Source organism: Streptomyces sp. NPDC006339, assembly GCF_040612775.1.
In the GTDB taxonomy this organism is placed as follows: domain Bacteria; phylum Actinomycetota; class Actinomycetes; order Streptomycetales; family Streptomycetaceae; genus Streptomyces.
Map to the genome: position 1 here is coordinate 88,603 of NZ_JBEXQW010000020.1, position 15,483 is coordinate 104,085.

The 15,483-nt window shown below is 72.3% G+C and carries 12 protein-coding genes; 6 read left to right on the top strand and 6 right to left on the bottom strand.

Going from position 1 to position 15,483, the window contains the following annotated elements:
- Window positions 1-655: 655 nt before the first annotated feature.
- Window positions 656-3,586: a hypothetical protein gene (locus tag ABZ135_RS18080; RefSeq protein WP_356696863.1), complete on the top strand. Its 2,931-nt coding sequence runs from the start codon at window positions 656-658 to the stop codon at window positions 3,584-3,586.
- An 87-nt stretch (window positions 3,587-3,673) separates the two neighbouring features.
- On the opposite strand, the gene ABZ135_RS18085 is transcribed toward ABZ135_RS18080, so the two are convergent.
- Window positions 3,674-4,783: a ferritin-like domain-containing protein gene (locus ABZ135_RS18085; protein WP_356696785.1), complete on the bottom strand. Its 1,110-nt coding sequence runs from the start codon at window positions 4,781-4,783 to the stop codon at window positions 3,674-3,676.
- Between the two features lie 185 nt (window positions 4,784-4,968).
- Between ABZ135_RS18085 and ABZ135_RS18090 the strand changes: the two genes are divergently transcribed.
- The 4 genes from ABZ135_RS18090 to ABZ135_RS18105 all read left to right on the top strand — a co-directional run bounded on the left by ABZ135_RS18090 (window position 4,969) and on the right by ABZ135_RS18105 (window position 8,375).
- Window positions 4,969-5,904: a diiron oxygenase gene (locus ABZ135_RS18090; RefSeq protein WP_356696787.1), complete on the top strand. Its 936-nt coding sequence runs from the start codon at window positions 4,969-4,971 to the stop codon at window positions 5,902-5,904.
- Between the two features lie 30 nt (window positions 5,905-5,934).
- Entirely contained in the window at window positions 5,935-6,657 is a 723-nt protein-coding gene (locus ABZ135_RS18095) for a TetR/AcrR family transcriptional regulator (RefSeq protein WP_356696789.1), read from the top strand.
- Between the two features lie 10 nt (window positions 6,658-6,667).
- Window positions 6,668-7,009: a hypothetical protein gene (locus ABZ135_RS18100; protein WP_356696791.1), complete on the top strand. Its 342-nt coding sequence runs from the start codon at window positions 6,668-6,670 to the stop codon at window positions 7,007-7,009.
- Between the two features lie 214 nt (window positions 7,010-7,223).
- Window positions 7,224-8,375: a C40 family peptidase gene (locus ABZ135_RS18105; RefSeq protein WP_356696793.1), complete on the top strand. Its 1,152-nt coding sequence runs from the start codon at window positions 7,224-7,226 to the stop codon at window positions 8,373-8,375.
- On the opposite strand, the gene ABZ135_RS18110 is transcribed toward ABZ135_RS18105, so the two are convergent.
- The 5 genes from ABZ135_RS18110 to ABZ135_RS18130 are packed head-to-tail and all read right to left on the bottom strand — an operon-like array spanning window position 8,339 to window position 14,199.
- Window positions 8,339-9,583, bottom strand: a complete 1,245-nt coding sequence (locus ABZ135_RS18110) for a styrene monooxygenase/indole monooxygenase family protein (protein WP_356696795.1) — start codon at window positions 9,581-9,583, stop codon at window positions 8,339-8,341. The two genes, ABZ135_RS18105 and ABZ135_RS18110, sit on opposite strands and share 37 nt — an antisense overlap.
- Window positions 9,584-9,616: 33 nt before the next feature.
- Window positions 9,617-10,282, bottom strand: a complete 666-nt coding sequence (locus ABZ135_RS18115; RefSeq protein WP_356696797.1) for an ATP/GTP-binding protein — start codon at window positions 10,280-10,282, stop codon at window positions 9,617-9,619.
- Window positions 10,263-10,643, bottom strand: a complete 381-nt coding sequence (locus ABZ135_RS18120) for a DUF742 domain-containing protein (protein WP_356696865.1) — start codon at window positions 10,641-10,643, stop codon at window positions 10,263-10,265. Before ABZ135_RS18120 ends, ABZ135_RS18115 begins: the two co-directional genes overlap by 20 nt.
- A gap of 29 nt (window positions 10,644-10,672) precedes the next feature.
- Window positions 10,673-11,212 (bottom strand): roadblock/LC7 domain-containing protein, encoded by a 540-nt coding sequence (locus tag ABZ135_RS18125; RefSeq protein ID WP_356696799.1) that lies wholly within the window; start codon window positions 11,210-11,212, stop codon window positions 10,673-10,675.
- Entirely contained in the window at window positions 11,209-14,199 is a 2,991-nt protein-coding gene (locus tag ABZ135_RS18130; RefSeq protein WP_356696801.1) for a nitrate- and nitrite sensing domain-containing protein, read from the bottom strand. The genes ABZ135_RS18125 and ABZ135_RS18130 overlap by 4 nt, the downstream gene beginning before the upstream one ends.
- A gap of 395 nt (window positions 14,200-14,594) precedes the next feature.
- Between ABZ135_RS18130 and ABZ135_RS18135 the strand changes: the two genes are divergently transcribed.
- Window positions 14,595-15,383, top strand: coding sequence for a hypothetical protein (locus tag ABZ135_RS18135; RefSeq protein ID WP_356696803.1), 789 nt, complete (start codon window positions 14,595-14,597; stop codon window positions 15,381-15,383).
- Window positions 15,384-15,483: the final 100 nt, after the last annotated feature.

The following is a 15,483-nucleotide window of genomic DNA, read 5'->3' on the forward strand; positions in this document are numbered from 1 at the left end:
GCACGCGCCTGGATCAGGCGCGTGCGTGCGCACTCTCTGTCATGTCCGGCGCATTTACAAGATCGGTTCCCGGGACGGCCAGGGAGTGAAGATGAGATCGGTCACACCCTGTTTGCCCGCAGAGCGCGACGCTGCCGACCTTTGCCTTACATCGGACAGATCGGTCATCTGGAATCTAACGCTCCGCCAAAACAGCCGAATAGCCACGTCCTGACGGGGTCACAGATTCTGCCACAGGGCCCCATAACGTCTTCATAAAGTCTTCAGATATGGACGCAGCATGCCCGCCGTGTGATCGTGTGCGCGCCTTATGCCCCGCGGTCTGTCCGTCGGGGCCATCTGTGCTGTCCACCATCCGTCTTCACGGGAGTAGACCGCCGTGTCCGCGCCGCCGCCTCGTCTTCTCAGCCCATTCGTGCGCACGCGCACACGGCTGACCCTCACTCTCGGCCTCGTTCTGGCCGCACTCACCGCTGCTCTGCTGCCCTGGTGGCAGCCGAGCGACTCCACCACGGCCCAAGGGCCCCGATCCACCGACGCCACCCAGGCGTCGACCGGTCCGCGCGACGAGGCCGCCGCCGCGGCCGAGGCCAAGCGGACCGGGAAGAAGGTGCTCGTCGACACGGCGACCACCCAGACCCGGTTGCTGTGGGCGATGCCCAACGGCAAGCTCCGCACCCAGATCGACGTCATGCCGCAGCGCGCGAAGAACGCGCAGGGCGAGTGGGCGCCGATCGACACCACGCTGCGCCGGACGGCGGGTGAGCTTGCCATCCGTCCCGTCAACGCCGCCGTACCGGTGCGCTTCGCGGGTGGGAGCCGGTCCGCCGGCCGCGCCGACCGTTCGTACGTCCGCGCGCCGCTGACCGGCGAGACCGTTCTCGCCGAGATCGACCTGGACGGCCACACCATCGCCTACACCTGGCCGGGCACCCTGCCCGAGCCGGTGCTCGACGGCCCGCGTGCCCTCTACCCGGAGGTCTTCCCGGGCGTCGACCTGCTGCTGATCGTGCGTGCGGACGGCGGCTTCGGCCAGCTCCTCATCGTCAAGGACAAGCAGGCCGCCGAGAACAAGGACCTCAAGACCGTCTCGTACGGCCTGCGCTCGAAGACGGCCGTCTTCCGCCAGGACCCGAAGGCGAACCGCATCCAGGTCGTCGACAAGCGCGGCCAGGAGGTCGGCAGCATCCCGACCCCGTTCGCCTGGGACTCGGCCGGCCGCGACCCCGAGCTGCCCCAGGGCACCCCGCAGCGCACGTCCACCGCCTCGACGGCCGACGTGCTCAAGCTCTCCGGCCTGACCGGCATCGAGCCGGGCGCCAAGTCGGCGCAGCTCCCCGTCACCCTCGACGGTGAGGGCACCGGCGCCGCGGTGCTCGGTCTCGACGTGGCGGCCACGGGGCTGCTCACGGCCAAGGACACCACGTACCCGGTGTTCATCGACCCGCCGCTCAACAGCTCGTGGGCGGGGTGGACGGTGGCGTACAAGAAGTACCCGAACTCCAGCTTCTGGAACGGTACGAACTTCTCCTCCGGCACCTCCGACGCCCGCGTCGGCTATGAGAAGGACACCGGTGGTCTCGCCCGCTCCTTCTGGCGGATGAAGTTCGACACCGCCTACGCGGGTGCGAAGTTCGACTGGGCCACCTTCAAGATCCTGAACAACCACTCCTACTCCTGCACCGAGCGCCAGATGGAGTTCTGGCTGACGGGCGGCATCTCCACCGGTACGACGTGGAACGCCCAGCCGGCCTGGTCGCGAGCCCTGCACAAGAAGTCCTTCGCACACGGCTGGTCCTCGACGGGCTGCCCGGACGCGTGGGAGTACTTCACCGTGACCTCCGCGGCTCAGGAGGCCGCGGACAAGGGCTGGAGCGCCATCACCCTCGGCATGCGGGCCACGACGGAGACCGACACCCTCACGTGGCGCAAGTTCGCCGCGACCGGTGCCCGGATCGAGGGCGAGTTCAACCGTGCGCCGAACCAGCCGACCGCCGGCGCCTCGTCGCCGGGCGGCAACTGTGTGGCCGGCCCGACGAACAGCATGCTGATCGGCCGTACGACCATCACGCTGAAGGCCAAGGCCACCGACCCGGACGGCGAGATTCCGAAGCTGCGGTTCCGCTTCTGGAAGGACGGCAGCACCACCAAGAAGGAGTACGTCGCCACCATCAGCTCCTCCACCGGGTACGGCCAGATGATCATCGAGGCCACTGACCCGCTGCTGAAGGACCTCACGGCGAACACGCTCTTCAAGTGGGACGTGCGCTCCGAGGACGCCACGTACCCGGACGCGAAGTCCACCTCGTCCTTCTTCCCCAACGGCGACTATCCCTGCCACCTCACCGTCGACCCCACCGCCCCGCCGCAGCCGGACATCACCAGCACGGTGTTCACCGAGGCCACCAACGACGGCGCGACCTGGGCGAAGGTGAACTTCGGCAAGCCCGGTGACTTCACCTTCGTCGCCGCCGGCGCCACCAAGTTCCGCTACGGCTTCGAGGGCCAGGGCTACGTCGACGCGCCGCCCCCGGTCAACGGCAAGGTGACGATCACCAACGTCACCCCGCCGCACGCCGGTCCGACCCAGATCAACGTCTACGCCTACGACGCCAACGGCAACCAGAGCATCCGCGGCGACTACAGCTTCTACCTGCCGCCGCGCGACACCGCCGACGGCCCGATGGACACCGGCGGCGACAACATCTCCGACCTGCTCGTCCTCTACGCGGACGGCAAGCTGAAGAACTGCGTCGGCGCACCCGCCGACCCGGCCGTCCCCGGCACCGGCGGTGAGCTCTACAGCTGCCTGGACGCGTCCTACGTCACCGCCGGCAAGAAGGTCAACCCGCCGAACCACTGGGTCAACACCGCCGGCACCGGCTCGCTGATCGCGCACTACAACGACGTCTACCCGGGCGACGGGTCGACCGACATGTTCGCGGTCACCCCGGACAAGCAGTTCTGGCTCTACCCCGGTGACGGCTACGGCACGTTCAACGTCGACCACCGCCTCAAGATCCGCCTGCCCTCCAACGCGCCCGCGCCGTCGACGTGGACGCAGATGAAGGCGATCGGCGACATCACGGGCGACAAGCACGCCGACCTCGCCATCCGCGCGGGCACCGCGTTCTGGATCCTGTCCGGCTACACCGGCGCCAGCTTCCAGACCGCCACCCTCATGGAGGGCTCGGCCTGGGCCAGCACCGCCCGCGACATCGTCAACATCGCGGACATGAACAAGGACAACACGCCCGACCTGCTGTGGCGCAACGTGGAGAACGGCAACATGTACGTCCGCCACGGCAAGCCCGGCGCGGTCGCCGGCAGCGTCGACCTGGAGTCGATCAAGCTGGCGGCCAACTCGGCCAACGGTGACGTCCAGTTCGGCACCAACTGGACCGGGACCAACGTCACGGCCGCGATCGGCATCCCGGACGTCAACAAGGACGGCGTGCCCGACATCTGGGCCCGTGACGGCGCCACCGGCAACATCAGGCTGTACAACCCGTCCACCACCAACACCAACGCTCCCGTCAAGACGGTCCTGTCCGTCGACTGGAAGACGGTGAAGGCGTTCGGCTGATCCCGGCCGCCCGCTGACGAACACCGAGCCCCGGTCGCCTGCCTCGCAGCAGGCGGCCGGGGCTCACCCCGTTTCCCGTCCGTACGGCTACCCGTCCGACGAACCCTCCGCGATCGCCTCCGCCACCTCCGCCACCCGCTCCCGCTCCTCGGCCGCGAACCGCTCGCGGTCCAGGGCCTCCGCGATCTCCTCGTCCTGGGTCATCAGCAGGTCGAGGTTGGAGTCGCCGAGGTCGAAGACGCCCATGTCGAGGTATGCCTTCTGGAGGCGCTCGCCCCACAGGCCGATGTCCTTGACGCAGGGCACGATGCGACTGAAGAGCAGCTTGCGGAAGAGGTGCAGGAACTCGCTCTGCTCGCTGAGTGCCTCCGCCTCCTTCTTCGGGACGCCGAAGTTCTCCAGGACCTCGACCCCGCGCAACCGGTCGCGCATCAGGTAGCAGCCCTCGATGACGAACTCCTCGCGCTCGCGCAGTTCGGCGTCGGTGAGCTGCTTGTAGTAGTCGCGCAGCGCCATGCGGCCGAAGGCCACGTGCCGGGCCTCGTCCTGCATCACGTACGCCAGGATCTGCTTGGGCAGCGGCTTGTTCGTGGTGTCCCGGATCATGCCGAAGGCGGCGAGCGCGAGGCCCTCGATGAGCACCTGCATGCCGAGGTAGGGCATGTCCCAGCGGGAGTCGCGCAGGGTGTCGCCGAGCAGGCTCTGCAGGTTGTCGTTGATCGGGTAGAGGGTGCCTATCTTCTCGTGCAGGAAGCGGGCGTAGATCTCGGCGTGCCGGGCCTCGTCCATGACCTGGGTCGCCGAGTAGAACTTCGCGTCCATGTCGGGCACGGACTCGACGATCCGGGCGGCGCAGATCATCGCGCCCTGCTCGCCGTGCAGGAACTGGCTGAACTGCCAGGAGGCGTAGTGCCGGCGCAGCTCACCCTTGTCCTTGTCGGTGAGCTTGGCCCAGTGCCGGGTGCCGTAGAGGGACATGGCCTCGTCCGGGGTGCCGAGCGGGTCGTACGGGTCGACCTCCAGGTCCCAGTCGATGCGGGTGGCCCCGTCCCACTGCTTGTCCTTGCCCTTCTGGTAGAGGGCGAGGAGTCGGTCACGCCCGTTGTCGTAGTCCCAGTTGAAGCGGGCGGCGCCGGTGGCCGGCACCTGCCAGACGGGCTCCTTCGGGGCCTGCGCATAGAGGTCGTGCGTCGACACTGACGGCTCCTTCCGTTCTTTTCCAGCAGGCTCACACGGTGGTAGACGCAGGGTCAACAAGTCGAAACTGAGGGATTGACGACGTTACTGACGAGGAGTCTTATAAGTAGCGGCCCGCCGGCCAGCCCCAGGAGCACGCACGAGCAGCCGTCCGCCCGCCATCCCCCAGCGAGGTGCCTCCCGCCATGGCCAGTCTCACCGAGCCCGACTTCACCCTTCTCCGGGACGCCCTGGGTCCGCTGCGCGACCGCGAGCAGGTCGCCGAGCGGCTCCTGGAGTCCTCCCTCAAGCACTCCTTCGACCCCGACACCGAGCTCGACTGGGACAGCCCCTTCGAGGACGGCAAGTGGTTCTGGCCGCCGGAGCTGGTCTCCCTCTACGACACCCCGCTGTGGCGGCGGATGTCCGAGGAGCAGCGGATCGACCTCTCCCGTCACGAGGCGGCCTCCCTCGCCTCCCTCGGCATCTGGTTCGAGATCATTCTGATGCAGTTGCTCGTCCGGCACATCTACGACAAGTCGCTCACCAGCAACCATGTGCGCTACGCCCTCACCGAGATCGCCGACGAGTGCCGGCACTCGATGATGTTCGCCCGGCTCATCCGGCGCGGCGGAGCGCCCGAGTACCCGGTGCCGCGGATCTACCACAACCTCGCCCGGCTCCTGAAGACCGTCTCCACCACCCCCGGCTCCTTCGCGGCGACCCTCCTCGGCGAGGAGATACTCGACTGGATGCAGCGCCTGACCTTCCCGGACGAGCGGGTCCAGACCCTGGTGCGCGGCGTCACCCGCATCCACGTGGTGGAGGAGGCCCGCCATGTGCGCTACGCACGGGAGGAACTGCGCCGCCAGATGATCACCGCCCCGCGCTGGGAGCAGGAGTTCACCCGCCTCAGTTGCGGCGAGGCCGCCCGGGTCTTCTCCACCTGCTTCGTCAACCCCGCGGTCTACGACAACGTCGGCCTGGACCGCCGCGAGGCCGTCGCCCAGGTCCGGGCGAGCGGCCACCGCCGCGAGGTCATGCAGTCCGGCGCCCGGCGGCTCACGGACTTCCTGGACGACATCGGCGTGCTGCGCGGCGCGGGGCGGCGACTGTGGAAGTCGTCGGGTTTGCTGGCCTGAGGAGCCGGGGCCGGGGATACGCTGCGGGGCATGACCAGTGCCGCCTCGCCCGCGTACCGCCGGCTCAGCGTCGAGGAGCGGCGGCTCCAGTTGCTCGACGCGGCCCAGTCGCTCTTCGCGCACCGGCCGCCGGAGGACGTCTCGCTCGACGACGTCGCCGAGGCGGCCGGCGTCTCCCGCCCGCTCGTCTACCGCTACTTCCCCGGCGGGAAGCAGCAGCTCTACGAGGCGGCGCTGCGCTCCTCCGCCGACGCCCTTGAACACTGCTTCGCCGAGCCGCCCGAGGGGCCGCCGACGGAACGTCTGGCCCGGGTCCTGGACCGCTATCTGGCCTTCGTGGACGAGCACGACGCCGGGTTCGCGGCGCTGCTGCGCGGCGGCAGCGTCGCCGAGACCTCGCGGACCACGGCGATCGTCGACGAGGTCCGGCGGGCCGCGGCCGAGCAGATCCTGTTCCACCTGGGCGTGGAGCGGCCCGGGCCGCGGCTGTCGATGATGGTGCGGACGTGGATCGCGGCCGTGGAGGCGGCCTCGCTGATCTGGGTGGACGAGGGGAAGCGGCCGCCGGCCGCCGAGCTGCGGGACTGGCTGGTCGACCACCTGGTCGCGCTGCTCGCCGCGACGGCCGCGAGCGACCCGGAGACCGGTGAGGTGGTGGCCCGGCTGCTCGCCCAGGAGACTGCGGCGGGGCCGGTCGGCACCCTGGCCAGGAAGGTGATCCCGGTGGTCGGCGCGGCCGCGCACCTCCTGTGACACTGGTGGGGTGAAGAGCGAGAACACCCCCTTCCGCGGCGGCCCCCTCGACGGCCGGGTGCTGCCGGTCCTGGTCGGCCCGACCGGTCACCCGCCCCAGTGGTACGAGGTGCCGGTGCCGGCCCACGACGGGCACCCCGCGACCGTCCACGCCTACCGCCGCGAGCCCGCCGGCCACACGAAGCGGCTCCGGCTCCAGCGGGGCTGGGTGTACGTGTACGCGCCGGAGGGGCGGGAGCGGCGCGAGCTGAAGTGGCCGTGGTCCAAGCCGAGCCCCCGCCCGGCCCCCGGCCAGGACAGCCGCCCGGACCGGCCCCTGGACCAGGACCAGGACCAGAGCCCCGGGGCCTGAACCCGGGCCAAGACTCGGACGAGCACCCGGGCCTGAACCCGGGCCAGCGCCCTGGCCAGGCTCCGGACCGAGGCCCCGGCCGGGACCCCGGACAGAACCCGAGGCCCGCTGCTCCGAAGGAGTGAGCAGGCGGAACACCCGCCCGATCATCGCTTCATCACACGATCGATCGCGTCATCATCCCTCTATCCCTCCTGGAGGTGGTGACGTGCACGTGCCCGGACGACTGCTGCGCACGGTCTGTACGACGGTGCTGGCCGTGACGACGACCCTCGCCGGCACGGCGGCCACCGCCGCCCCCGTCGACGAGGGCGACACCTCCGTCGGCGGACTGCTCACCCGGCTGCGCACGCTCTACCAGGAGTCCGAACGGGCCGGCCAGGCGTACAGCGCCGCCGACGAGGCCCTGGCGCAGCAGACGGCCGAGACCCGCAGGACCACCGCCGAACTGACCGCCGCCCGGCGCGCCCTGGCCCGCGGGCGCGACGAGGCCGGCCGCCTCGCCCGCCGGCAGTACCAGGGCAGCTCCGCGCTCTCCCCCTACCTCGGCCTGCTGCTCGCCCCCGACCCCCAGCGCGCCCTGGACCAGAAACGTCTGCTGGCCCGCGCCGCCCGCGAGCGGGCCGGGGTCGTCGCCCGCCTCCAGGCGGCGGAGAAGCGGGCCGACGCCCTGGCCACGGCCTCCCGCAAGGCCCTGGACCGCCGGCAGACCCTCCTCGCCGGCCGCAAGAAGCACAAGGAGACGGCCCAGGCGAAGCTCCGCGAGGTCGAGCGGCTGCTCGCCTCCCTCTCCTCCGACCAGCTCGCCCGGCTGACCTCCCTGGAGGACGCCCAGACCGCCGGCGCCCAGAGCCAGCTCCTCGGCAGCGGCGCCCTCGACGGCGCCCGCACCCCGTCCGCCGCCGGCGCCGAGGCCCTCCGCTTCGCGGTGCGGCAGATCGGCAAACCGTACGAGTGGGGAGCCGAGGGCCCCGACACGTACGACTGCTCGGGCCTCACCCAGCAGGCGTGGGCCGCGGCCGGCCGCACGCTCCCCCGCACCAGCCAGGAGCAGTGGCAGACCCTCCCCCGCGTCCCCCTGACCCGGCTGCGCCCCGGCGACCTGGTCGTCTACTTCCCCGACGCCACGCATGTCGCGCTCTACCTGGGCGACGGCCTCGTCGTCCACGCCCCCCGCCCCGGCGCCCGGATCAAGGTCTCGCCGCTCGCCGCCAATCCCCTCCTGGGCGCGGTCCGGCCCGACCCGGCCGGGGAGCCCCTGAAGACGTTCGTGCCGCCCGAGCTCCCGGAGGGGGCCACGGACGGCACGGACGAGGGGTTCGACGGGTCTCAGGCGTCGGCGGCGGGGGCGACGGAGGCCAGGTAGGCGGAGGTCTTCTCCGGCTCGTAGAAGAAGTTCTCGAAGTCGGCCGGGTCGTTGAAGCCGTTCGCGAAGCGGTCGGCGACCGGCTGGAGCTGCCCGGCCGCGCCGATGAGGTTCAGGACGTGCTCCGGCGGGACGCCGAGCATCGCGTTGGTCCACTTGGTGACGTGCCGGGCGGTGTCCCAGTACCGGTCGAAGGTGGCCTGCATCCACGCCTCGTCGAAGGGGCGGTCGCCGTGCTCCACGATCGCGGCGAGGTACGCGGCGGCGCACTTGGAGGCCGAGTTGGAGCCCTGGCCGGTGATCGGGTCGTTCGCGACGACGACGTCGGCGACGCCGAGGACCAGGCCGCCGGAGGGCAGCCGGCCGATCGGGTTGCGGACGGTGGGGGCGTAACGGCCGGCCAGCGTGCCGCCGGCGTCGGTCAGTTCGACCTTGGTGGCGCGGGCGTACTCCCAGGGCGTGTACCGCTCCATCAGCTCCAGGGTGAGCGCCAGGTGGTCGGCCGGGTCCTTGACGCCCTGGAAGACGTCCAGCGGGCCGCCGGGGACGCCCTCCCAGAAGAGGATGTCGGCGCGGCCCGAGGTGGTGAGGGTCGGCATCACGAACAGCTCGCCGACGCCCGGCACCAGGTTGCACCGCACCGCGTCGAAGTCGGGGTGCTCCGGGCGCGGGCCGAGCCCGTGCACGTACGCGACGGCCAGCGCGCGCTGCGGCGCGTCGTACGGGGAGCGGGCGGCGTCCCGGCCGAACATGGAGACCAGCTCGCCCTTGCCGGCCGCGACGAGCACCAGGTCGTAGCCGCGCGAGAAGTAGTCCAGGTCGCCGACGGCCGCGCCGTGGATGACGAGCTGGCCGCCGCGCTGGGCGAAGGTCTCCATCCAGCCGGCCATCTTCACCCGCTGGTCGACGGACTGCGCGTAGCCGTCGAGCTTCCCCACCCAGTCGATCACGCGGGCCGACTCGGGGCCGGCGACGGACACGCCGAGGCCCTCGATCCGCGGGGCCTGGGACTCCCAGAAGTTGATGCCGAGGTCGCGCTCGTGCTGGAGGGCGGTGTCGAACATGCACTGCGTGGACATGACCCGCCCGGCACGGATCTCGTCCGCCGTGCGGTTGGACATCAGGGTGACTTCGTAGCCCTTCGACTGCAGTCCGAGGGCGAGCTGGAGGCCGGACTGACCGGCGCCGACTATGAGTATCTTCCGCATGGGGCGACCTTGGGGGTGTGCTCGGGGAGGGGATTATTCGGGCGTGGCTTCGAGGGCGTGCTCGACCATGGCCAGCAGCGTCTCGACCACGCTGTACCGCTTGCGCGCGTCCATGATCAGGACCGGGACGTGCGGCGGGACGGTCAGGGCCTCCCGGACGTCCGGCACCTCGAAGCGCTCGGTGCCCTCGAAGTGGTTGACGGCCACGATGTACGGCAGGCCGCAGCTCTCGAAGTAGTCCAGCGCGGGGAAGCAGTCGGTCAGCCGGCGCGTGTCGGCCATGACGACCGCGCCGATCGCGCCGCGCACCAGGTCGTCCCACATGAACCAGAACCGCTGCTGCCCCGGCGTCCCGAAGACGTACAGCACCAGGTCCTCGTCGAGCGTGATCCGGCCGAAGTCCATCGCGACGGTCGTGGTCAGCTTGTCGGGCGTGGCGGTGAGGTCGTCGGTCTCCTCGCTGGCCCGGGTCATCAGCGCCTCGGTCTGCAGCGGGGTGATCTCCGAGACCGCGCGGACGAAGGTGGTCTTGCCGACGCCGAAGCCGCCCGCGACGACGACCTTGGTCGCGATCGGGGCGCGGGTGTGGTCGAGCTGCCAGTCCTGGGCACCCTCTTCGGGTTCGGGGACCGGCTCCGCCGCCTCGGGCTGGGCGGGGATTCCGGCGATCACCGGCGTTTCAGAGACGGCGGAGTCCACTGAGCACCCTTTCGAGCAGCGCGCGGTCGGGCTGGCCGGTGCCGTGACCGGTCCCGTACACACGGATCTTTCCCTGGTCGGCCAGGTCGCTGAGCAGCACCCGGACGACACCCAACGGCATCTTCAGGAGCGCCGAGATCTCCGCGACCGTCCGCATGCGGCGGCAGACCTCGACGATGGCCCGCATCTCCGGCATCAGTCCGCGCGCGGCGGGGCCGCCGTCGGTCAGGACCTTGCGGCTGGGCGCGGCCTCCAGCGCGGCCACGAAGGTCTCGACGAGGAGGACGTGGCCGAAGCGGGTGCGGCCGCCGGTGAGGGAGTACGGGCGGACCCGCGCGGGGCGGCGCCCCTCCCCTCGCATCGGCAGCCGGTGGGCGTGGGCGGCGGCGGTCACTGGGCGCCCTCCGTGGACGAGGCCGTGGACGGGGCCGTGGGCGGGGCCGTGGGCGAGGCCGTGGGCGAGGCCGACTTGGCCAGCTCGCTGCGGAGTTCGGGCGTCAGGACGTGTCCGGCGCGGCCGACGAAGAGCGCCATGTGGTACGCGATGACGCTCATGTCGCAGTCGGGCGCGGCGTGCACGCCGAGCAGCGAGCCGTCGCTGATCGACATGACGAAGACGCTGCCCTCCTCCATCGCGACCATGGTCTGCTTGACCCCGCCGCCGTCCATGAGCCGGGCGGCGCCGACGGTGAGGCTGCCGATGCCCGAGACGATGGTGGCGAGGTCGGCGCTGGAGCCACGGGGGCCGCCGGTCCGGTCGGCGGTGGGCGCCCCGGTCTGGACGTCCGGGTCCGACGACAGCAGGAGCAGCCCGTCGGAGGAGACGACGGCGACGGAGCGGACCCCCGGCACCTCCTCGACCAGGTTGCCCAGCAGCCATTGCAGGTTGCGGGCCTCGCTGCTCAGTCCGAATGTTCCGGTCGCAGTCAACTGCGTGCCTCCTCGACTGTGTCCCCCGTCTTCTCCTCGGTACGTGCGGTCCGTGCGGCGCGGATCTCGGCGGCCACGTCGCGGCGGCCGTCCTCTGCTCCTCGCTGGAAGCCGCCGAGCCGCCTGCGCAGCGCCTCGGCGTCCACGCCACCGCTGCGTATGGGCGCGGCGGGGGTGGTGGCCTGTCGCACTATCCGCGGCGTCCGCTTGGGCAGTCCCTTGTCGGTGACCCGCTCCCACTGGCCGGGCCGGGGCCCGGCGGTTTCGGCCTCGGTCCCGTTGTCGGCTCCGGTTCCGGCTGCGGTCCCGGGCGCGGCCGGCGGCTCCTCGGCGGCCCGGTCGTGGGCCTCCGGCTCGTCCGGCGGGTCGGGGAGGCGCACCTGCAGGGTGGTCTCGGCGAGCGACGCGCGCGGGCCGGGCCCGGGCGTCGGGTCCGACTGCGGCTCCGGCTGCGGCTGGGCCTGCGGCTCCGACTCCGGCTCCGACTCCGACTCGTGGTCCTCGGCCGGGGCCGGGTCCTCGTCCGCCGCGTGGGCGGGGGCCGGGTCCTGGGCGGGGGTCGCGTCCTGGGCCGGGTCCTGGGCCGTGTCCGGCTCGGCCGCCGCCGGCCCCGCCCCCGCCTCCGCCTCCGCCTGCGCGATGGCGCGTTCGGCGGCCTCCACCAGCGGGTCGCGGTGGCGCGAGGGCAGCGTGTTGGAGTTGGCCTCGGCGGCGCAGCCGGGGAGGTGGAGGGCGGGGGCCGGGGTCGCGCCCGTGACCGGGACGGTCGAGGGGACCGCGGCGGCCGGCGGGGTGGTGGGCAGCAGCGGCAGCGGCAGGACCACGACGGCCGCCACGCCGCCCTGCTTCTGCTCGCGCAGCTCCACCCGCACACCGTGCCGGGCGGCGAGCAGCGCCGTGACGCGGATGCCCAGGCCCTCGCCCTCGGCGTCGGTGATCTCGGGGTCGGCGAGCCGGGCGTTGAGCTCGGCGAGCCGGGCCGGGGCGATGCCGATGCCGCCGTCCTGGACGGAGAGCATGACCTCGCCGGACTCCAGGAGCCAGCCCGAGAGCTGGACGTGGGAGTCGGGCGGCGAGAAGGAGGTGGCGTTCTCCAGGAGTTCCGCGACCAGGTGGCTCAGGTCGTCCGCGGCGAACCCGGCGACCTGGGCGTGCGGCGGCAGCGACTGGATGCTGACCCGCTCGTACCGCTCGATCTCGCTGACGGCGGCGCGCAGCACGTCGACGAGCGGGACCGGGCCCGGGTGGCCGTGGTGGTGCTCGTGGCCGGCGAGGACGAGGAGGTTCTCGCTGTGGCGGCGCATGACGGTCGCCATGTGGTCGAGCTTGAAGAGGGTGGCGAGCCGGTCGGGGTCCTGCTCGCGCTCCTCCATCTTCTCGATGACGCCGAGCTGGCGCTCGACGAGCCCGAGGCTGCGCAGCGAGAGGTTGACGAAGGTGTGCCGGACGGTGCCGCGGAGCCGTTCCAGCTCGGCGGTGAGCCGGGCGGTCTGCCCCTGGAGTTCGGCGCGCTGGGCGGCGAGCTCGGCGGCCAGCGCGTCGCGGGCCTCGGCCAGGTCGGCGCGCTCGCCGTCGAGCCGCTCGGCCCGCGCGGAGAGGTCGGCGAGCCGGCCGTGCAGGGTGTTGAGGGACCGTACGACCTGGGCGAACTCGTCGTTGCGGCCGGTGAAGCGGACCGGCCCGGCGTCGGCCTCCGGAACGGACTGCGGCTCGGACACGGCGGCGAGCCGGGCGGCGCCGATGCGGAGCACGGCGAGCGGCCTGGTGAGGCTGCGGGCCACGTACGTGGAGATGCCGACGGCGACGAGCAGGCAGCCGCCGAGCAGGGCGATGCGCAGTTCGAGCGCGGTGATGTCGTCCTGGCGGAGCTCGGCGAACCGCTCGGCGCGCTGGGCGGCGAGGGCGGACTCGACGCCCCGCATCTGCTCGATGCGGGCGGACAGCGCGGCGTCGAGCTTGGCGGGGTCCGTGTCGAGCTCCGACTCGGAGAGCTCGGGCCGGTCGGTGAGCCGGGTCAGATAGCGCTCGGCGCTCTTGACGTCGGGGCCGGTGACGGTGGCGGCCAGCGAGTCGCGGGCGGAGTCGTCGGCGGCCTGGTCGAAGTCGGCGAGGGCGGCGAGCTCGCGGACCCGGGCCTGCTGGGCGGCGGCGGTGAGCGCGTTCCGGGCCCGCTCGGCCTCCTCGGCCCCGTCGGGCTCGACGGTGACGTAGGTGCCGGTGGCGGGGTCGTAGCGGGTGGAGCCGGTGGACTCGGGCCGCGGGACGGCGAGGGCGGCGAGGAGCAGGCCGCGCTCGGCGGACGCCTGCTCGGTGGCGCGGCCGAGGGCGGCGGGGGCCCGGACGGCCTCGGCGGCGCGGGCCGGGGTCTGCTCGGCGAGCCGGTCGGCGAGGTCCTGGAGCTTGGCGATGATCTCCGTGTAGGCCCGGTGGGCCTCCAGGGCGCTGCCCTTGCCGGTGAGGGCGGTGCGGCGCAGGGAGGGCACGGTGGCGAGCTCGCGGCGCAGCTCGGCGGGGGCGGCGTCGCGGATCTCGTCGATCTGGCGGTCGACGCGGGCGGACCGGGCGCCGGTGATCTGGCGCTTCTTCCGGTCTGCCGACGCGTTCCCGCCGCTGCCGGACTCGCTTCCGGTCCGCTCGCCGGACTGGTCCTCCCGGCCCGCGGCGATGTACGCGACGACCTCGTCGCGCTCGTCGGACAGGGAGTGGGCGAGGGTGACGGCCTGGCGGTCGAGCTCGGCGAGGGCGACGAGGCGCACGGTCTCGTCGACGTCGGCGGAGGCGGTGAGGATCGCGGGGGCGCCGGCGGCGAGGACGGTCACGCCGACCAGGGCGACTCCGGCGACGAGCCGGCTGCGGACCCGCTTGGTCCGGCCGGTGGCGGCGGCCTGCGCGGGCTCCGTGGGCTCCGTGGGCACGCCGGTGGTCTGCGGGTCACCGGGGGTCTGGCTCCGCGCGCCGTTGTTGCTCCGAGGCCGCTTCTTCTGCACCGGTGCTCGCATCCTTGACTCGTCCCGCCATGAAGCAGAGGTGACGACCGGTCACATGTAAGAGCCCCCACCCCTGGTGTGTCTTCCGACCATTTCAGCGGTTCTGGTCAGGGGACTCACATCGGCCGCTCCGCCACACGAACGAGTGAACAACACTCGGTAGTTGGCGAACAACTCGTGCCGGTGGCCGCCGGGGCCCCGGACTTACCCCCGGTTGGATCTTCCGCGCGGCCTTTGGCAGGATGCCCGCCCGCAGCTCGCCGGAGCCCGTGGTTCCGGCCCGCCCCGGCCCCTTCCCGCGTCCGCGCCCCGTTGGTACAGGCCAGGATTCGGCCGTTTGGAGGCGTTGTGAAGGAGCGATGCACGGCGGGCGGGCGAGGGGCAGACTCTGGATCATGCGTACGGAAGCGGCGACCCTGCCCGGCAGTCCCGAACGGCCCAACGAGGACTGGGTGGCCGTGGCCCTGCCCGCCTCGGGGGCGGGCGGCGCGGTCGTGGTGCTCGACGGCGTGACGCCGCCGGCGGGCGAGGACGGTTGTGTGCACGGCGTGCCGTGGTTCACGGCCCGACTGGGCGGCGCTTTGACGGAACTGTCCGTTTCCCGCGCGGATCTGACGCTGTCCGAGATCCTGTCGCGGGCAATCCGGCGCACCGCGGACGCGCACCGCGACACCTGTGACCTTTCTCACGTCCGTACGCCGCAGGCGACGGTGGCCCTGGCCCGCTGGAACGCGACGGCGGTGGAACACCTCGTGCTGTCCGACGCGGCCCTGCTCCTCCAGGCGCCGGACGGAACGGTACGGGCGGTCCTGGACGACCGGCTCGACCGCGTCCCGGCCGAGATCCTGCGCTCGCTGGAGGCGACCGACCGGCTCCGGAACCAGGAGGGCGGCTTCTTCACGGCCGCCGCCGACCCGGCCGTGGCCGCCCGCGCCGTGACCGGCACGACACCCCGCACCGCGGTCCGCGCCCTGGCCGCCCTCAGCGACGGGGCCACCCGCTGGGTGGACCTCTTCCGCCAGGGCGACTGGGCGGACCTCTTCGGCGTCCTCGACCAAGAGGGCGCCCCCGGCCTGCTCCGGCGCGTCCGGGCCCTGGAGACGGCCGACGCGGAGGCGGGCGGCATCCGCCGCTGGAAACGCCACGACGACGCCACCGCCGCCTACGCCGTTCTTCTTTCTTGAGGGCTCGGTTCGCCTCCGGGGCGCTCGAGCCGGGCTCACAGCCCCGTACGTGCTCGCCCCGCTCGTTCCTCGCGGGGCTGTGCGCGCTCGGGACTGTTCC

Coding starts and splice junctions, on each gene's coding strand:
- ABZ135_RS18080 (WP_356696863.1), top strand. CDS start 656: ATGCCCAACGGCAAGCTCCGCACCCAGATCGACGTCATGCCGCAGCGC.
- ABZ135_RS18090 (WP_356696787.1), top strand. CDS start 4,969: ATGGCCAGTCTCACCGAGCCCGACTTCACCCTTCTCCGGGACGCCCTG.
- ABZ135_RS18095 (WP_356696789.1), top strand. CDS start 5,935: ATGACCAGTGCCGCCTCGCCCGCGTACCGCCGGCTCAGCGTCGAGGAG.
- ABZ135_RS18110 (WP_356696795.1), bottom strand. CDS start 9,583: ATGCGGAAGATACTCATAGTCGGCGCCGGTCAGTCCGGCCTCCAGCTC.
- ABZ135_RS18120 (WP_356696865.1), bottom strand. CDS start 10,643: ATGCGAGGGGAGGGGCGCCGCCCCGCGCGGGTCCGCCCGTACTCCCTC.
- ABZ135_RS18135 (WP_356696803.1), top strand. CDS start 14,595: ATGCGTACGGAAGCGGCGACCCTGCCCGGCAGTCCCGAACGGCCCAAC.